At 52.3% G+C, this 18,386-nt stretch carries 13 protein-coding genes; 4 read left to right on the plus strand and 9 right to left on the minus strand.

Annotated elements, in window-relative coordinates:
- The first annotated feature begins 106 nt into the window (after positions 1-106).
- Complete coding sequence (locus AN477_RS24485) at positions 107-862, plus strand: M48 family metallopeptidase (protein WP_054969219.1); 756 nt, start codon at positions 107-109, stop codon at positions 860-862.
- Positions 863-925: 63 nt separating this feature from the next.
- Here AN477_RS24485 and AN477_RS11050 read toward each other — a convergent pair whose 3' ends face one another.
- The 6 genes from AN477_RS11050 to menB form a co-directional block, all read right to left on the minus strand.
- A complete protein-coding gene (locus AN477_RS11050; protein WP_054969220.1) occupies positions 926-1,513 on the minus strand; it encodes a TlpA family protein disulfide reductase in 588 nt (195 codons plus the stop codon).
- A 107-nt stretch (positions 1,514-1,620) separates the two neighbouring features.
- Positions 1,621-2,562 (minus strand): 2-succinyl-6-hydroxy-2,4-cyclohexadiene-1-carboxylate synthase, encoded by a 942-nt coding sequence (gene menH / locus AN477_RS11055; protein ID WP_054969221.1) that lies wholly within the window; start codon positions 2,560-2,562, stop codon positions 1,621-1,623.
- Positions 2,563-2,578: 16 nt separating this feature from the next.
- Positions 2,579-4,372, minus strand: coding sequence for a 2-succinyl-5-enolpyruvyl-6-hydroxy-3-cyclohexene-1-carboxylic-acid synthase (gene menD / locus AN477_RS11060; protein ID WP_054969222.1), 1,794 nt, complete (start codon positions 4,370-4,372; stop codon positions 2,579-2,581).
- Positions 4,372-5,997 (minus strand): isochorismate synthase, encoded by a 1,626-nt coding sequence (locus AN477_RS11065; RefSeq protein WP_054969223.1) that lies wholly within the window; start codon positions 5,995-5,997, stop codon positions 4,372-4,374. Before AN477_RS11065 ends, menD begins: the two co-directional genes overlap by 1 nt.
- Positions 5,979-7,526 (minus strand): o-succinylbenzoate--CoA ligase, encoded by a 1,548-nt coding sequence (menE, locus tag AN477_RS11070; protein ID WP_083486181.1) that lies wholly within the window; start codon positions 7,524-7,526, stop codon positions 5,979-5,981. Before menE ends, AN477_RS11065 begins: the two co-directional genes overlap by 19 nt.
- 216 nt (positions 7,527-7,742) lie before the next feature.
- Positions 7,743-8,561: a 1,4-dihydroxy-2-naphthoyl-CoA synthase gene (menB, locus tag AN477_RS11075; protein WP_054969224.1), complete on the minus strand. Its 819-nt coding sequence runs from the start codon at positions 8,559-8,561 to the stop codon at positions 7,743-7,745.
- A 379-nt stretch (positions 8,562-8,940) separates the two neighbouring features.
- Between menB and AN477_RS11080 the strand changes: the two genes are divergently transcribed.
- Entirely contained in the window at positions 8,941-9,852 is a 912-nt protein-coding gene (locus tag AN477_RS11080; protein ID WP_083486182.1) for a 1,4-dihydroxy-2-naphthoate polyprenyltransferase, read from the plus strand.
- A 105-nt stretch (positions 9,853-9,957) separates the two neighbouring features.
- On the opposite strand, the gene AN477_RS11085 is transcribed toward AN477_RS11080, so the two are convergent.
- Positions 9,958-12,765: a peptidoglycan-binding protein gene (locus AN477_RS11085; protein ID WP_054969226.1), complete on the minus strand. Its 2,808-nt coding sequence runs from the start codon at positions 12,763-12,765 to the stop codon at positions 9,958-9,960.
- Positions 12,766-13,112: 347 nt separating this feature from the next.
- Positions 13,113-15,221 (minus strand): thioredoxin domain-containing protein, encoded by a 2,109-nt coding sequence (locus AN477_RS11090; RefSeq protein ID WP_054969227.1) that lies wholly within the window; start codon positions 15,219-15,221, stop codon positions 13,113-13,115.
- Between the two features lie 282 nt (positions 15,222-15,503).
- Here AN477_RS11090 and AN477_RS11100 point away from each other — a divergent pair, with 282 nt between their 5' ends.
- Positions 15,504-16,184: a response regulator transcription factor gene (locus AN477_RS11100; protein ID WP_054969229.1), complete on the plus strand. Its 681-nt coding sequence runs from the start codon at positions 15,504-15,506 to the stop codon at positions 16,182-16,184.
- A complete protein-coding gene (locus tag AN477_RS11105) occupies positions 16,181-17,446 on the plus strand; it encodes a sensor histidine kinase (RefSeq protein ID WP_054969230.1) in 1,266 nt (421 codons plus the stop codon). The genes AN477_RS11100 and AN477_RS11105 overlap by 4 nt, the downstream gene beginning before the upstream one ends.
- A 190-nt stretch (positions 17,447-17,636) precedes the next feature.
- Here AN477_RS11105 and AN477_RS11110 read toward each other — a convergent pair whose 3' ends face one another.
- The gene (locus AN477_RS11110; RefSeq protein ID WP_054969231.1) at positions 17,637-18,194 is read right to left on the minus strand and encodes a hypothetical protein; all 558 of its coding nucleotides are present in this window, start codon (positions 18,192-18,194) and stop codon (positions 17,637-17,639) included.
- Positions 18,195-18,386 lie beyond the last annotated feature (192 nt).

The raw sequence follows: 18,386 nt of genomic DNA on the forward strand, positions 1-18,386 counted from the left end.
TAGTCCCCTCCCCCCAAGGCAGACAAATAACGGTTACCGTCAACGTTCAGCAGGAGTCCGTTACTATTTTTGTCTAGTTTACCAAATTTTTGTGGAGTTGAGCGCATTGTTCGACAGAATTCCGAAAGACGTCCGAATTAAAGACATCCCGGTCGCTATCGAGATCATACCGAGTACCCGTCGAAAGAAGACGGTTTCCATGGAAGTCTACCCGTCTCGAGTGATTCTGCGCGTGCCCCATTCTCTATCGAAGACCGCTATCTATGAATTCGTAGAGAAACGCCAAAAATGGCTCGTCCAAAAGTGGCAAGAGATTCAACACCGTACGACCAGTGAAATGCCAAGTGGTGGTGTACGGAGATTACCGCCAAGACAGGTCTTTGTACATGGCCGAGGATACGAGCTGAGCCACGTCACCAACACAGAATCAAACCGCATCCGCGTCCAACAGAACGGCAGCGTCATTGAGATTACACAGCCTGCGGCAATCCCCGGTGAGGACCTGACCAGTCAGACGCGAATGACCATCATTACCTGGCTGAAGCAAGAAGCAAGGCGCGATTTCCTTGACCGCTTGCAACGATGGTCACGCACGATGGGTGTGTCGTATCAGGATTTTCGACTCAAGGACCAAAAGACACGATGGGGTAGTTGCAGTTCGGCGGGGAATATCAATTTAAACTGGCGACTGATTCAGGCTCCTGAGTGGGTCATTGACTACGTCGTCATCCACGAACTTGCCCATCTCACTGAGTTAAATCACTCGCCTGCGTTCTGGCGAATCGTCAGGAATTTCTGCCCAAACTATGAGGACGCAAAGATGTGGTTGAAGTCCAATGCCGCGAATCTCCTGGCGTGGTGAAGCCAGCACGTGCGGCCGCCGCCCCTCCCCCTTTCTGATTCGCGACTGACTTACGGGACACAGCTACACGCCTTTGGTCTGGACAGCTTGTTGAAACAGACTCTGCATCTGAGATTTTGTCAGGATGCCAACATGCACGGCTTCAATCTTACCCGCCGGGCTGATGAGAAAGGTGGTTGGAAAACCGACGAGTTGGTATTGGGACAGGAATGCCCCCTGTTTGTCCAACAAAATAGGAAACGTCAGATGATAGTCCGAAACAAACTGTTTGGCCCCGGATACACTGTCTTCTGCTGTCATATCAATCCCGATGACACTCACCTTACCCTCATATTGTTTGGCAAGTGATGCAAGATCGGGGGCTTCTTGCTTACAAGGCCCACACCAAGAGGCAAACGCATTTAGGATAATCGGCTTTGACCCGAGCAGGTCCTTCAGTGAAACTGTTGCTTGTCCGTTCAGCTTAGTCAATGAGAAATCAGGTGCATCAGCGCCGACAGATATGCCCGTGGTCGTTGCAGTATCTCCGGAGGTCTGATTTGCCGCTTTGAGCGTAGATGCATTTGCGGCGTTCCCATGCGTACCGCAACCGGTAGCCAGGAGTATTGCCAGTCCAACTCCGGTCCAAGACAGATAGAGCTTTTTCGTCACCTTGTCACCCACCTTAGTAATCACATACTGTCGCATGTTCCCCACTCGCCAGACGATGTCTCATGGTTCAGGGACAATCACATACCGCTTCTGTGCCTATCACATGCCTATTGCTCGCCGTCATCACCGAACATGGTGCCATGAGTTGAAAAGTGCGAGTCCTCTTCTCGATCAGTATGCGCATCTAGAAACGTAAGTACAATTTCCAGATATGCAGTCGGTTGTTCCAAGTGGACGTCATGGCCGGCGTCTGGAACCTCCTGATGCTCTCCGGACGGCAGAAGCGACAGCATTCGACGAGCCAGCGCTTGAAACTTCGGGTCATCTTGACCTGTGATGAGTAATGTTGGCAGCCGCATCTCCGGTAACTCTCTCCACACCGGCGCCTGAGCTCCAGTTCCCATATGGCGAAGGCTCGCGCAAAGCCCAGATGCCGAGTGTGAGAAGCGGATGTTCCGTTGCTTTTTCCGAACTTCCTCGGGTAGTCGTTGTTGCGTCGCAAACAAGGGCATGGTACTCCACTCATGCACAAAGGCAGTCAAGCCAACTGCTTCGATATGGTCAGCGAGCGCATTGTCGGCTTCGGCCCGACTCGTCCGCTCATCAGGGTTCTCAAGCCCCGGCGATCCGCTTTCCACAATCAACGTATCAAGCCTGGCAGAGGCTTTGGCCGCCATGGTAAGGGCAACTCGCGCACCCATCGAATACCCAATCACAGAGAACGTCGGAAATCCCAACTCGCGCATCATCCGGAACAAGCTGAAAGCGACTGTGTCCATGGACCACGATTGACTCTTGCCGACAACGGACGCACCGTGCCCGGGCAAGTCTGGTCGAACAACCGTGTACCTTTGCCGCAGCCACTTTGCTGCCTCATCCCAGCTCTGATGGCTGCCTGTAAACCCGTGTAATAAGAGCACAGGGGGACCTGCTCCTTCGATGCGCACGTAATAGCCAAGGCGCCCGGTCATAATGCGGCCCGTGACCACATCTTCGTTCCGCTGATCGTTTGCGACGAGCAACTGTTTCGGTTCCCCATACCTGGCCAAAGCTGCACCTCCTACCCTACATCTCGATCTCCCGCACAAGTTGCCGAATCCATCTCCTGCGTCGCGTACTTTCGTGTGCGGACGTTCGAAGTTCCACGACAGCGACACCCTCCGTTTGCATGGCCGCAAACAGATGGTTGGAAAATGTCGTCCAATCTGATGCCGTGAGGAACAGTCCGTCGTACATCTCCACCGCTGATCTGAAATCTAGACCGTGCGGAGTTTGGAAGTAATCAAACGTCTCTCTTACCTCGGCCTGTGGCAGTCCCGTAAAAATGCCTCCACCGTCATTGTGAACTAAAATAATAGACAGGGGAAGTTTTTCTCTCATGACGGCCAATAGTCCGTTCAGATCATGGTAAAACGACACGTCACCGAGAACAAGGATGGTCCTTTCTCGATAGGCTGCGGCCGTTCCGGCAGCACTCGAGACAATGCCGTCGATGCCGCTCACACCTCGATTGCCAAACACGCGCAGCTGACACTTCGCACCACATCGAGCTAGGAAAAAACCATCCATGTCGCGAATGGGCATACTGTTTCCGACAAAGACATTGGCCCCTGCAACCAGGTGCGGTGCGAGCTCCAACCACAGTCTCCCCTCAAACGGCAACGAGGCCTGCTGCTCCGTTGCATCACCGTCGAAGAAGGATGCGTTGGCTGCTTCCTGCACCAATGCGCGCACACGCTGATTGTAAGTCTCCCAGCGTTGCAACCACCCGCCGTCGAAAGCGTTTTGGGTTGGTTGTTCCAACAACCGGTCGATCAACCGTGTCGGGTCCGAAATCACCACATCGGTTGCACTGACGCTGGCATCCATCCACTCTGGACCCTCTGAGCACACCACCTGTCGGGCTTCAACGAGTGAACCGAGGTACTGCAGCAACCCCTTACTCGTCGGCGTCCTGCCAAACCGAAGAATCAAATCGGGTTGTGGCAACGCGTTAAAATCTGGTCCGATAAACCAGTCATACGTATCCACAATCTCCACCCTGTCCGAGGCTGAGAGATGTGTGCGTACCTGAGACAGCGGATCGGCAAGAATCGGCGCTTGGATTTTCGATGCCAATCGCAGAACAGCCCCTGCCACATCCACTCCCTCTTGCGGTCCTGCGACGATGAGCGGACGCTTGGCGGCATCAATTAGACTGGCAATGCCTAAAACGACGGAGGCTGCGGGCTCAAGTTCTGCAACCCCAAGTAAAGACAGCCCGAGAGGGCCTCTTTGCAGTTTATCCGCGCCTGCTGTTTCCTGATTGTTCGGTATCCGCGCACTCGGAATCAAGGGTTCTCGAAACGGCCAGTTTATATGAACGGGCCCTTGCGGCTGTGACATCGCCACAGCCGCAGCCCTCCAAGCCGTCGCCGCTGCGTGCCTGTGGATGGTCTTCGTGTCTTCCGGAACGGGCATCTGGACAGACCACTTCACATGCGTGCCAAACATCTCTATCTGCGGCACAGTTTGATTTGCCCCTACGTGGTACAGCTCGGGCGGTCGATCCGATGTCAACACCAACAATGGGACCCGGCTCTGCAAGGCTTCCATCACGGCCGGATGATAATTGGCTGCCGCAGTGCCTGACGTACATACCAGCAACACAGGCTGAGCCAACCGTCGTGCCAAGCCGAGGGCGAAGAACGCGGATGAGCGTTCATCGAGAAGTGTGTGCAACTGAAAACCGCCATGGGTTGCGGCGGAGATGGTGACAGGCGTAGAACGTGATCCCGGTGAGATACAGATGTGTCGGACGCCGAACTGCCACAACTCATCAATAAACGTGTGAACAACAGAAAGGTTCGCATTCTCCATCAGTCGAGTCCCTCCTCAAAGGGAGTGTTACCTACGCTAGCGCGGTCTGAGGAGGTAAGCGCACCCTCCATGGGGCGCAGCTTCAACTCAGTTTCCCGCCACTCTGACGCCGGGTTCGAATCGCCCATGATCCCCGCTCCGGCGTACAACGTCGCCGCCCTTCCGACAATCAGTGCAGACCGAATCGCCACGCACATCTCTCCGTCTCCATTTCCTTGCAGAATCCCTAGGCATCCGGCGTACCACCCCCGATCCATAAGCTCTCGTTCACGTATCAGAGAGATTGCCGTGTCTCGGGGAGTCCCGGCGACGGCGGGTGTCGGGTGCAGTTTGGCAGCAAGATCGAGCATGGTGACACCAGAATCAAGCACGGCCTCGATTGGGGTATGCAGGTGTTGTACGTTCGCCAGTTTGCGGATCTGCGGTTGATTTGGATGCGTGATTTCTGAACTGAAATCCGACAGCCGCTGTTCAATCCACTCCAACACAACTTGGTGTTCCTTGCGGTCTTTCGAACTTTGCAACAACGCGTCTGCCAATTTTGCATCCTCCTGGTCAGATGCACCACGCGCCGTCGTGCCGGCAAGGCAGTCGACATTTGCCACATGATTCTCGACCCGAACCAAGCGCTCAGGGCTGGCTCCTACAAAACACGAGGAATTGAAACAGACCGCAAACACAAAACTGTCAGGATAGTGAACCATCAGTTCTCGAATGACTCGACCAGGCTGATAAACGCGCGACGCATGGACCGTTCGATGCCGCGCCAAGACAAGCTTGTGGTACGCGCCGCTCTGGATTTCCGCAGCAGTTTGCGCTACCGCATCCCGATACCAAGACTCAATCCGGATGTCGGCACCGTCCTCCCCATCAAGATCAGCTTGACGTAGCTTTGCATCTGCAGTCTCGTTTGGATGACCATCAGCTTTGCCAAACCACCTGAGAAACCTCTGCAGAACTTCCTTCACCTGGTGGCCGTCATCGTTCGCTACAGGTGAAAGCATACGTACCAAAAGACGAATGGTTGCACCGTCTTCCACCAGCTCAAACTCAGGTACATAGAAAAAGGCCGATGGCCACCCTGTCCATGGCCCCTCCGGCTTATCATCGTTAAACGCGCCCCCACCGTACCATGGTATGTCTGCAACAGACCCTGGTTCAAAAGTTTCTTCATTGAGTACAATCTCGTCTTGCGTCTCACTGACTTCAAGCTCACCCCGGACATGCATCACCTGCGAAAGGGCCTGATGCTCACTTTCCCAGTGTTGCCGGAGAGACGTCCATCTGTCTTTGCCTTGGGCGTGAATTTCCATGACGGATCCCGCTGCAAGCCTGCTTCCGCGACCCTCTGGCTCCCGCCAGTACGTTTTTGTATCGCCATCTGTAAATCGATCCAGTGCTGACTCCGCAGAGACTAGGCCGCTGTCATACCAACCCTGTCGAGAGAGTTGTATTTCGGCGCAGAAGAGGACGCTTAGCTGCTGAGAGCCGGCCTCTCTGTTTGCGGCACCGAAAGCCCCGTCGAGGCGCGCAATTCCGTCTTCAATGATGGTCTCTAGGGCTTTACCTATTCCCCTTGCAGACAAAGACCACCCTCTGGATAGTGTCATGACTCGTTCAACCATTGGACCAGTTGCCTCCGTAACAGTTTGCCTGATGCATTCCTCGGTAAGCTGGTCACAAACCACCATCGCTTGGGGATTTTGTAACCGGCAATTTTCGTCCTGCAAAATGCTTCAAGTTGTTCAAAAGACGTATCATATCCTGGTTGGATGACAACGTAAGCACCAGGAACCTGCCCCCATTCATCATCCGGAACAGGGATGACACCCGCCTCCAAGACGGCCTCATGGAGCTCAATCGCACGCTCTACCTCAACTGGATAGACGTTCTCACCGCCCGACACAATCAGGTCCTTGCGCCTATCGAGGACATACAGATACCCTTCTTCATCGAGATATCCAATATCACCCGTGCGCAGCCACCCATCAACAAACGTCTCGGCGTTGGCGTCGGGTCGATTCCAGTAACCAGGGGTCACCGTCAAGCTGTGAACCCAAATTTCACCCCGAACCCCCGCCGGCACGTCTCCGTTGTCATCAACAATCCGGACGTCACTTGCGAACAAAGGCTGACCCGATGACCCGATTTTTCGCAGTGCATCGTCAGGTCTCAGTGTAGCGACTTGAGAGTTTGCTTCACTGAGTCCATAACTCTGTGCAACTGGCAAGCCTTCCTCTTGGCAACGACGAAGCAACCATTCTGATGCTCCGCTCCCTCCCAACAGAATACAGCGCAGTCGCTGACTCGGTGGTCGACGGCGTTCGTCTGCAAGCATCCGGTACAGCATGGTCGGAACCACGGATACGAGTGTAATGTCGTCGTCAGACAAGGCGTCGTTCACGGTCTGTGCATCGAAGTTGTCGTAGAGCACGGCTGTTGTCCCGTATATCAGGCTGCGCATTAAAACTGCCAGTCCGCCAACGTGAAACAACGGCATCGGAACCAACCAGCGCTCGTTTTGGTCCAAACCAAGTTGCAACGCAGACGACGTAGCGGACCAGTAATGATTTTGATAGGTAATCTGGACGCCCTTCGGGTTTCCCGTTGTACCCGAGGTATGAACAATCGCATGAACGTCTGCCAACCGGAATGATTTCACTTCTGACAGTGTCATGAGCGCGCCGAAATCTCTCGCAGTCAGCGTTGAACGGATATCAGAAAGCTCCACGGTCCAGAGCAGGGCCCCTTGGCGCTGTTGGCCATCGGCTGATGCGGCGAGTTCTTCGTTAGCCGGGTCACATATCAACAATTTCGCACCTACATTATTGAGCTGCCAACTGATTTCGCCTGCCGTTAAGCGTGTATTGAGCGGTACCAGAATGCCCCCAGCTTGCATCACAGCATGTACCGCGACGGCGTAAATCAGACCATGTCGTGCAAGCACCCCGACCCTGTCTCCATGTGTCACGCCTGCTTCTGCAATGCGCTTTGCAAATCGGCGCGCCAAAGCAAACAGTTCTTCATAAGTCAGCGTCCCATCCACGTGCACCAGCGCACTTGCATGGGGTCGCGTTAGAGCCTGTCTCTGTAACCAGTTCGGGACCCACTCGGTCCCACGGTTCATCTCTTTATCGATTACGGTCTGAGGCATATCACCGCTCCTTACATCGTTCCCATTCCATCATTTTGAGCCCTGCTTCTCACAGGAACACAAAGCACCCCACCTTTGACAGGGTGGGGCTCTGTGCTGATGGCAACAATCACTGCTATCATGTACGTCAGCCAACATGCCGTACATGAGTTTGTCGTAAACGGCAAGCGGCATGGCTGAGCCGAGCGCAAGCGTTCGATTCAGGCCTTCGCCAGCCTACGGCAGTCGCGGAAACTTGTCGAAGTCAGGTTTGCGCTTCTCGAGGAACGCATTTTTGCCTTCTCGTGCCTCTTCCGTCATGTAATACAGCATCGTGGCATCCCCAGCAAGTTGCTGCAGACCCGCTGCTCCGTCCGTATCTGCATTAAATGCCATCTTCAAGAAGCGAAGCGCAATCGGGCTCTTCTCCAAAATTTCCTTCGCCCAGATGATGGACTCTTCTTCCAACCGTTCAATAGGAACGACGGTGTTGACGAGACCCATGTCCAAAGCTTCCTGGGCTGAATACTGTCTGCACAGGTACCAAATTTCCTTCGCCTTCTTAATCCCGACAGTCCTTGCCAAGAGTGATGCACCATAACCGGCGTCAAAACTCCCAACCTTTGGTCCTGTCTGCCCGAATCGAGCGTTGTCCGCCGCAATGGTCAAATCACAAACCAGATGCAACACGTGGCCGCCGCCAATTGCGTACCCAGCCACAACGGCAATCACAGGTTTCGGCAACGCACGAATTTGGCGTTGCAGGTCCAGCACGTTCAGACGCGGTACTTGATCTCCGCCAACGTACCCACCATGGCCTCGTACCCGTTGATCGCCGCCAGAGCAGAACGCCTTTTCACCTTTACCTGTAAACAAAACGACACCGGTTTCGGGATCATCCCTTACCAAAGTAAAGGCGTCTATCATTTCCTGAACCGTTTCCGGTCGAAAAGCATTATGTACTTCCGGACGGTTAATTGTGATTCTCGCAATCCCGTCAGCTTTTTCATAGATAATATCCTGGTAATCTTTGACGATTTGCCAGTCTAAGGTCATTCTTCTCAACCTCCGCCATGACAGATTCAAATCTCATGTTCCAATCCAGAGCGTAGACCAATTCATTTACCAAAACAAGTATAGCAGAGTCTGCGATTGAAGTCGTACACTCCGTTCGACCTGATAGACCAACAGACGCATCGGCACCATATACCAGGTGTCGGAACGATGTCCTCTCAAAGCTTTCGAACGCACACCTATCGGCTTGCACCAAAAGAGGGAAATCCTACGTTGTCGATTCGCCTGCGATTTTGCTATGATTCCATAGGATTGAACCATCACCAACGAAGATTTCGCGGCGTGAGACAAAAATTGAAGTTCGTACTCTCGCCTTGAACTTTAAAATTCTATTTGTACTGTTGGTCAGGAGGATGAAACCGTGACTTTCCGCCAAAGACTGGGATTGGTGTGGCGTCTGCTGCGGCCTTTTACGCTCACCGCATCCATTGTGCCGGTATTGATTGGCTCGTCGCTTGCGTTTGGACAGGGCCACTTCAGAACGAGCCTATTCTTCGCATTTTTAATTGCATCCATTCTGATTCAGTCGGCAACAAACATGTTCAATGAGTATTTCGATCACCGCCGCGGGCTCGACACAAAAGAGATGGTCGGGATTGCAGGAACAATTGTTCATGATGGTGTCTCACCGAAGAAGGTACTCGCTGCCGCGTGGACTTTTATCTTGATTGCCGTGTTGCTTGGGGTTTACATCTGCGCTATGTCGAGCTGGTGGATTGCACTCGTCGGCGTACTTTGTCTCGCCGTTGCCTATTTCTATTCCGGTGGGCCAAAGCCGCTCGCCTATACCCCTTTTGGCGAGATCGCTGCATCGATTGCAATGGGCCCTGTGATTGTGCTGCTTGCGTACTACATTCAAGAGAGTGACATCACGACAAGGGCTGTGATGGTCTCAGTTCCAATCGGACTCTTAATCGGCGCCATTTTACTTGGAAACAACATTCGAGACATGGAACAGGACCGAATTGGAGGACGGCGAACCGTTCCGATTCTGTTCGGAAGAGAACGCGGACGGCGTTTGTTTGCCGGGGTCTTTATTCTTTCGTATGTTTTGGTTCTTGGACTGATTGCAACACGGGAATTGACCCTGTGGGCACTGCTCGTACTTTTGACAATCCCGTCCGCTGTATATGTAGTGCGGCTGTATTACCGATTCTCAGAACCCAAGCAGTTGCACCCTGCCGTCAAGGGTACATCCCAATTGCTGTTTCGCTTTGGAGCCCTGCTGTTTGTGGCAATGCTGATTGGAAGCTTTGTCCCGCTCAACGTCTAAGTTCTCATCACTCAAACCGTCAAACAGTCAACGTCAAGAACAAACGAAAAACAGGCTGCCTCGGACCTTGTCGTCCAGGGCAGCCTGTTTTCACATGGACTATCTTCAACCACCCGTACTCGTCGATGTCGATGTCGTGGTTGTCGAGTTTGCTGGTGGCGTGAGAGGTGTCAACTGAACGGTCGATGCATTCATGTATCCAACACTGGCTTGCCCCGTTTGTTGGTTCACCCACTGTATCGGAATGAAACCTTGCGAATCAGGGGCTACGGCAGTGTTTACGGGTACGAGTGAGTTCAACACAACTTCATCGCCGCTATGGTACGTTGCAACCGGGGTGCCGGTGCCCGTTTCATCCGCATATACAGGAACGGTGTACCCGGAAGTCGGCGTAACTCGGAAAATGTTCGAGACAACCTGTCCGTTCTGCGTCTCCTGCGGAGACACATACTGTGAGTCCACCCAACCGCTGACACCATTCGCTGCCATCACGTGATACCAGAGGATCACGAGGTTTCCAACCAGGCCTTGTCTCATCTGGTCGATGGTCACCGTTGTTCCCTCAGGAATTGAAGTTGATGGCGCCGGGAAGAGGCTCAACCATGTGTTAAAATCGCAAATCCCGGTAACGGGCAATCCGTGCGACTGTTGCCACTGCTCGACAGCCGATTGAGTCAGAGGGCCGAACTGTCCGTCAGGTTGCAAGTCAGAGTTGATGAGCGCTTCCTGCAGAAGCTGTACTCCCCGGCCCGAATCGCCATACTGCAAAACCCCCGGAAACATCTGTTGACTTCCTGTTGCAGGATTAGACCACACAGGCAATGCACCGTTCGGATACTGAGGCGTTATGTATGGGTTCTGCATAATAGACCCTTGCGCTCCATGCACGAGAAAGACAGGTTCCTGTTGAACAGCCGGGATAGGTGGAGTATTGCTGTAACTGAACTGAGTATATTGTGATGCGCTACCGCCTGTCGTTGCTACGTACTGGCTCATGATGTTTGCTATGTTCTGAGCCCAGAGCGGGTCGGTGGCGTAATTTACGTTCATCCCGTTCAGCGTGGGACCGGAGTAATAAGAGCCGGTCGGCTCAAGGTAATTGTAACGAACCACCCACGCTTCAAACCGAATGGCATAGTCGTTCGTAGGGAACATGCCAGCATCATCAGCAGGATTGGTGTCGTACGCACCGTATCCGAACAAATTGTTCTTGGCCTGTGCGATGGAGCTCTTTCCCCACCCCGTTTCGAGGATGGAATGGGCGACGAGATAGGTGGCGTCAACCCCATATGTGTTCTGTGCGGAAATAAACGACTGTCCTAGACCTGCAAGCGGTGAACCGTTACTTTGCAGGAACTGGTCGATTTGTTGTCCCGTGACCGTTGTGGGTGCAGGGAATCGAAGGTCCACAGTCTGGAACGGATTTTGAGAATTGGTCGATGTGCTGCTGACTGCTTGTCCAACATAAGTTCCATCTGCCTTTTCAATCAGATAGAACTGTGGTGACGACGACGTAGAGGTGTTGACGGACACATATTTGTCACCAGGCTGTGCAAATGAAGGTGCCGGCCCAATACTCCCGGTTTGGCTGTTCTGCCAGTTCCCTGACGAGTCGAGATAGTCATAGCTGACAGGCCCGTAAACGACTCTGTTTTGCGAGACATCTACGACATACCCGATGTTGCTTGAGGATACCATGGAGATTGCCTGGTTCAGTGTCGTATAGTCAGTGGGCGTACTCGTGGGCGTGACGAACGCCTTGAAATCCTGGACGGTATAGACAATCTTGCCCGTACTGTCCTCCACAAAAGCACCCGGCACGGCAGCCACTGCAGCTTCAGCAGCTGCAAGCGTTGTGAAGTCTTCGGGCTGACTCGACGGACTGGTAAACGCTTGATATTCAGCAGCGGTATAAACAACCTTGCCCGTACTGTCTTTCACCGTACCCCCAGGAACATTTACTAGAGCCGCCTCGGCTGCGGCAAGTGTCGTATAATCTCCGATGGTCGTGCCGTTTGCACTGTACGCTGTGAAGTCGGGTTCGGTAAACTCCACGGTGCCTGAATCATCGCGCACTGTTCCCCCAGGCACATTCGCCAACTGCGCCTGTGCATCCGCTTCAGTCTGATACGGGCCGGCAATTTCTTTTCCGGTTTTGTCATAGGCATAATAGACTGAGGTGTTTGCAAGCTGCCAGGTCACTCCATCCCAACTCGCGGTCTTGAACTGTAAGCGGCTCAGGGCCTGCATGATGTACCAGATGGGCATGTATGTGGTGTCCACGTTCGAAGCGGGATCGGGAAAGACAATGCTGTTTACGTAAGCAACAGGCGTCCCGTTCAGCAAAATCTCCTGCTGGCCGGGCTTCAGCTGATTCAATGGCAACCCGCTGACGTTGGTTGTTTGTGTAGATGGAGCAGTCAGTGACCACTGTTTGCCATTCCAACTGCTCTGAACGTGGATGGTATTGAGCAGTTGCATGACGTAGTAGATAGGCATATATGTCGTATTATTCCACGCAAAGGCCTTTGGGGACGTAACGAGATGACCGTTAAAATAGATGGCCGAGTCGTGCAAGTCAGACGCGTTCGGACCCATCGCAGACGTTAAGGCTTGCCATGTTGCAGGCCCAACGACGCCATCAACACCTAGTTGATGATCACGTTGAAATTTTTCCACGCCACTCTGGGTAGCGGGACCAAAGATACCATCCGGGGTTCCGACGGAGTAGCCTGCCAGATTCAAATCCGTTTGAAGTGTTTTGACGGCGGCACCTTGGTCGCCAAGTTGCAGTACGGGTTGACTAGTCGATGTGGTCGCGGCCAGTACGGGAGACGACGGCAGCGAAGACGCGCCGATCCACACGAATGTGCTCGCGGCAGTACATAAGGCGATCCAAGCTTTGCGGTTCACAAGCGAGCCTCCTCCAAGGTGTTCATAAAAATACCGGAAAATACTGATAGTAAATGAGGGCGAAGCTGGGTTCTCGTTGCTGTCGAGATGCCAACCCATTTGGTGCACCGATAAAATTCGATAGAAAAGATATTTTGTCGACCGCAAGCCGCCAGATACACCAGAATTCGACGGCGGTAGATACTTCTAATACTAATCTAAGGAAAGAGCGCGTGGCTAGACCCAATTCGGACAAATTCGGGGTGAATTGGAACGGAGCGCCACCGTCCATATCGATGTAAAGGGGTTTTGGGGAGCGTTACGGATAGATCAGGCAGTGAAGTGAGTGTTTACTGAGGCTCAAGAGATTACTCCTCAACAACGTGGAAGTTCAATTGCTCTGTCAATATCCCGATGTCAGTTGTCGGGGCTTGACAAGCAAACTGCTCGCAAACATATGCGGCAGCCTGATGATTTACCATCTGGTAGTCGTCGAGAAACGCTAGTAATTCATCGTCGCCTCTGCCCTTCTCACTTCTCTCATCGACGTGTTGCACTAGCCAGACCGTATTCGGCAGAAAACGAGATTGAACAAGACGCCTCATTTGATTCAAATTGTCGTTCGCAGATTGTCCGACAAGCACCACCTCGCGTGAAGGAAGGACAGCGTACATGAGAGCCATCAGGTAGTGCGTGAAACCAGAGGGATAACGTTTCACCTGATTTGCGAAGGCAGAAAGGCAGTCCTCCGCGGCAGATTCAAACTCCGCATGATTGGTGAGCCGAGCTAAACGGAACAAATTGTGTGCAGCAACGCTGTTCCCTGATGGAAGTGCTCCATCATAGACCTCTTTGGGCCGCGCAATCACCTCTTCGGAATCATACCCCGAAAGAAAAAGCCCACCGTCAGCAGGATCACGGAATAATTCAAGCATTTGAGAAGACAGTTTGACCGCTTCTTGCAGATAGCGCTCGTCGAATCCGGCCTCGTAAAGTTCAATCAATCCCCACGACAAAAAAGCGTAATCATCGAGGTATCCGAGAATGGCAGCGTCCCCGTCACGGTACCGAGCCAGTAAACGGCCATCTTGTCGCCGCATTTCTGTCAATATAAATTCTGCGGCTTTGACTGCCCGATCGACGTACTTTGTTTCACCGAGCACTTGGCCGGCTTTTGCCAGGGCAGCTATCATCAGTCCATTCCACCCTGTGAGGATCTTATCGTCCTTGTGCGGATGGACTCTTCTCTCACGGACCTCAAACAGAAGTTGACGACACTTCTCAAGTGTGCGCCGAAGTTCATCTGCCGTCACACCCTTGTCTTCGCAAAAATCGTTGTCATCGCGATGAATTGTATGAAGGATATTTCTCCCCTCAAAGTTCCCGTAATCCGTTATATTGTAGTACTCACAAAAGAGGGCAACCGTGGCCTCATCCAACGTTTTTGATAGTACAGCGCGCACCTCGTCGGCATCCCATGCGTAAAACTTCCCCTCTTCCCCTTCCGAGTCCGCGTCAAGGGCAGAATAGAACCCCCCTGCCTTGTCTGCCATCTCTCGCTCGACATATGTAAAAATCTGCTCGGCCGTATCTGCGTACGCCTGTTTCCCAGTCACCTGATATGCCTCAAGATACAAAATGCCGAGCAGCGCATTATCATACAACATCTTTTCGAAGTGCGGAATCAACCACCGTCTATCGACAGAATAGCGCGCAAACCCATAGCCGACATGATCCCAAATGCCCCCCTCACGCATAGTATCTATTGTTCTAGTGACCATCTCAAGTGCCTCAGGATTGCCTGTAAACCGGTGGTACCTGAGTAAAAATGACAAGTTGTGCGGTGTTGGAAACTTCGGTGCATCCCCGAATCCTCCATACTCAGCGTCAAATTGCTGGAGAAAACTTTCGAAGGCTGCTGTCAAGAATGCTTTGGAGAACGTTCCTTGGCCATCTTTCGCCCGATACTGTGCAGCAACAGCTTCTACAATCTGACTGCCTGTGGACTCTACCTTCTCTCGATTATGTTGCCACTCGTAATTTAAACGCTCGAGTAACTCCATCAGTCCGATACGGCCGTATTTCTTCGTCTTTGGAAAATATGTCCCAGCAAAAAAAGGCCTTTTATCAGGGGTCATCACGACTGTTAAAGGCCATCCCCCTTGACCGGTCAAGGCCTGGCACACACTCATGTAGATACTATCGACATCAGGTCGCTCTTCACGGTCTACCTTGATAGAGACAAAATGTTGATTCAGCATGCCAGCAACTTCATCATCCTCAAACGACTCGTGGGCCATCACATGACACCAATGACAGGTGCTGTACCCTATAGAGAGAAATACAGGTTTATTCTCATGCTCTGCTTTTTGAAAGGCTTCTTCGCCCCACGGGTACCAGTCAACCGGATTGGCGGCGTGTTGAAGGAGATAGGGCGATTTTTCAGCCATCAATCGGTTCGGGTGTTGCACATCCATAACTCCACTCCCTCAGAGGCTCGATTTGGAACGCGAAAAACGTCATAAATCATGGTAAATGATATATGCCTTTGACAAAGATATTCTTCACCACCGGGTGTGTACTATAACTCCGCTGTCCGGCTTCTTAAAGAATAACTTAACTTTCTTTGGTAGTCTGTATTCCCACGTGCCGACGAAGAAAAAGGATTCCATGACCCCTTTTGCCTTGATGACCCCTTCATCAAACTCGGTCATATTGGTAATATTCGAGTAGACAACCAACCGGATGAAGGTGCCCAAATGCGTATTCTTGTTGTAGAAGACGACAGTGCAATTCGAAATGTCATCAAAGAAGCTTATCTGGAGGAAGGCTATGAAACAGATGTCGCCAGTGATGGAGCAACGGCACTGTGGATGGCAGAACAAGACATTTATGACCTTGTTGTCCTCGATATCATGCTCCCAGGAACGGATGGGCTGACGATACTTCAACAACTTCGTTCGAAAGGAAAACGGGTGCACGTTTTGCTGGTTACGGCCAAAGACAGCATTACGGACAGAGTGCGCGGGTTGGATCTGGGGGCCGATGATTACCTCGTCAAACCATTCGCCCTGTCGGAATTACTAGCCCGTACCAGAGCATTATTGCGCCGCGGCAACTCTGTGGATGCAAATCATGCCTTGCATTGTGGAGCACTGGTTTTGGACCTTGAAAAAAACCAGGCTTTTGCTGAGAATCTGCCCTTACAGCTCACGCATAAAGAGTATGAAATCCTCGAGTTTTTGATCCGCAATCAAGGGCGAATCCTCACCCGAGACCAAATTTTTCAAAGGGTCTGGGGATTTGATTCAGATGCTGGTGAATCCGTCGTCGACGTTTACATCCACTATCTGCGAAAAAAATTAGCGGGTACAGCTTGTGCGCAATACATTGAGACCAAACGAGGGATTGGATTTATGCTGAAGGCTGAACGAAAATGATAAATCGTCTGCGTTTCCGATTGGCGCTTGTCAACGCATCGCTCATCTTTGTCGTATTGATTGTGCTTGGCGGCGTACTTTACCTGTTCACCGAACACCGATTGTACACACAATTTGATCAGGACATGGCTTCGCAGGCAGCCCCGGTCATTAAGCGCGTGGAGTCAGGTCTATCCGTCCCAAAGGTCTATCGAGGAGCTATCTTGGTAAACCCCAATAGTACAGAGGCACTCAAACTGCCGACTGCTTTATTTGTATGGTCAAATACCGGACAACTTCTATCGAGCAAGCCAACATTTATTGCATCGAGCGATTTAGCCACGCTCCAGAGTCACCGGTCGCCTTCACGCGTTACCATATCCATCGGCGCACACCACTTTCGACTGCTCAATCGCAACATCGTAACCCCGAACGGACAAGTGACGATTCAGTTGGTGCGCTTGGCAGACCAAGTCGTCGGGACACTGTACACACTTCTCATGATCCTCCTCATCGGTTCCATTATAGGGGCCCTCGGTTCCATGGCGGTCGGTTTTCTCATTGCAGACCGGTCCATTGTACCCATTCGGAAAGCATGGGAACGACAGACACAGTTTGTTTCCGATGCATCTCACGAGCTCAAGACCCCGCTGATGGCGATTTCTGCACACGTAGAGATGTTGCTTCGCAATCCAGAACACACGATTGAACAGGAATCGGATAAGATTGGCAGCATCTATTCGGAGTCAAAGCGTGTGTCGAGGTTGGTCGAGAACCTGCTGTTGCTCTCTCGAAGTGACGCCGAGCAGATGATGCTCCAGCGTCGGATGGTTGACATCGAACCCATTCTCGAGTCGACCGTCAACAATTTTCTTCCGCTCTGCGAGATGAAACAAATTCAACTGACGAAGGAATGCCCGAAGCCATTCATGCTGGTGGTTGACGAGGAGCGTTTTACGCAGTTGCTCTACATCGTTCTCGACAACGCATTAAAGTATACTGGAGACGGTGGCACCATCCACGTTTCAGCCGTTGCACGGCACCGCGCCATGGAACTTTCGGTGAGAGATACGGGGATTGGCATCGCTGCAGAAGACATTCCGCATATCTTTGAGCGGTTCTATCGGGCGGACAAGGCTCGGTCTCGAGGAGGCGGGGCTGGTCTCGGTCTGTCCATCGCAAAATGGATTGTTGAAGGTCACGGCGGCCACGTCAGTGTTCTGAGTGAGCAAGGGCGCGACACGAAATTCACGTTCCTGTTCCCTTTTACCCCAAACATGTAAAGGCTATGCCGAAATCAGCCAATGCGGTCGTTGCCTCGGTTCGCTTCCGAATATCGTCATGCCGGCAGTGAATCATGTACCCTGCTGTTGAGCGGGTGCGGACCTTCAGGACCCCTAATAAAAAAGGAGCCTCCCATAAAGGCGGCTCACAATCAAAGGCGGCTCACAATGATGACGTCCGATTCAGTTGTTATTTTGATGCGGCTCCGTACCTGTGTGCACGAGGGTGGAGGGGCCGAACCAGATGCAGCTTTGGTTTCTGACGCAATGACATCAAGCTCCACACCGCGACCGCCAGGTTTGCCAGGACCAGTATGAATCCAATCGAAATTCCTTCGTTATATGGATTGGAAAGGCTCACAAAGAACGCGCCACCTTGATAGAAAAACAAGTTTAGGCTTGCAAAAGCAGCGATGATTCCGAGCGCAATTCCGGTCCGATAGAGGTTCCTGCTCATCTTCCCAAGGAAGGTGTACACCGCGAGCACAAAGAAGACGACGCCAAGCGTCAATTCAGCGATTTCTACGCTGTAACCCATCAACTCACTGTGTGGGATAAAAAGGTTGTTCACAATCCGAACGTAGAAAGCATAGTGAATATTCGATACGGCGTCCGACAACTGCTGTTGGAGACCAGCTACGAATCCTCCGTTTAAGATTTTGTCGAGTCCCGATACGAGCCACTCGTACCCGAGTACAGCCAGTATAAGTCCGGAAAACAGTCGGTGCGGGTCCTTCAGAGAAACCATTTGCCCTACCCCCTGCGCATCAATTCATTCCCTCATCTCGCGCCGAGATGGAATGCTGCCGAGATGGAATGCTTATGTAACAAAGGATAACGGATCTCAGGTTTTGCTCACAGTTTCCTACAGACCATCACCAAAACCATTTGAACCATCTTGAACGTAGTCCATCAGGACCCCCGATGGCTTTCTAACTGC

Origin of the sequence: Paenalicyclobacillus ferrooxydans (genome assembly GCF_001399675.1) — a bacterium.
GTDB lineage: Bacteria > Bacillota > Bacilli > Alicyclobacillales > Alicyclobacillaceae > Alicyclobacillus_B > Alicyclobacillus_B ferrooxydans.

Excerpts from the sequence above, each read along its gene's own strand:
- menD (WP_054969222.1), bottom strand. The coding sequence starts at position 4,372 with ATGGAGAATGCGAACCTTTCTGTTGTTCACACGTTTATTGATGAGTTG.
- AN477_RS11105 (WP_054969230.1), top strand. The coding sequence starts at position 16,181 with ATGATAAATCGTCTGCGTTTCCGATTGGCGCTTGTCAACGCATCGCTC.
- AN477_RS11065 (WP_054969223.1), bottom strand. The coding sequence starts at position 5,997 with ATGGTTGAACGAGTCATGACACTATCCAGAGGGTGGTCTTTGTCTGCA.
- AN477_RS11100 (WP_054969229.1), top strand. The coding sequence starts at position 15,504 with ATGCGTATTCTTGTTGTAGAAGACGACAGTGCAATTCGAAATGTCATC.
- AN477_RS11090 (WP_054969227.1), bottom strand. The coding sequence starts at position 15,221 with ATGGATGTGCAACACCCGAACCGATTGATGGCTGAAAAATCGCCCTAT.
- menE (WP_083486181.1), bottom strand. The coding sequence starts at position 7,526 with ATGCCTCAGACCGTAATCGATAAAGAGATGAACCGTGGGACCGAGTGG.
- AN477_RS11110 (WP_054969231.1), bottom strand. The coding sequence starts at position 18,194 with ATGGTTTCTCTGAAGGACCCGCACCGACTGTTTTCCGGACTTATACTG.
- menB (WP_054969224.1), bottom strand. The coding sequence starts at position 8,561 with ATGACCTTAGACTGGCAAATCGTCAAAGATTACCAGGATATTATCTAT.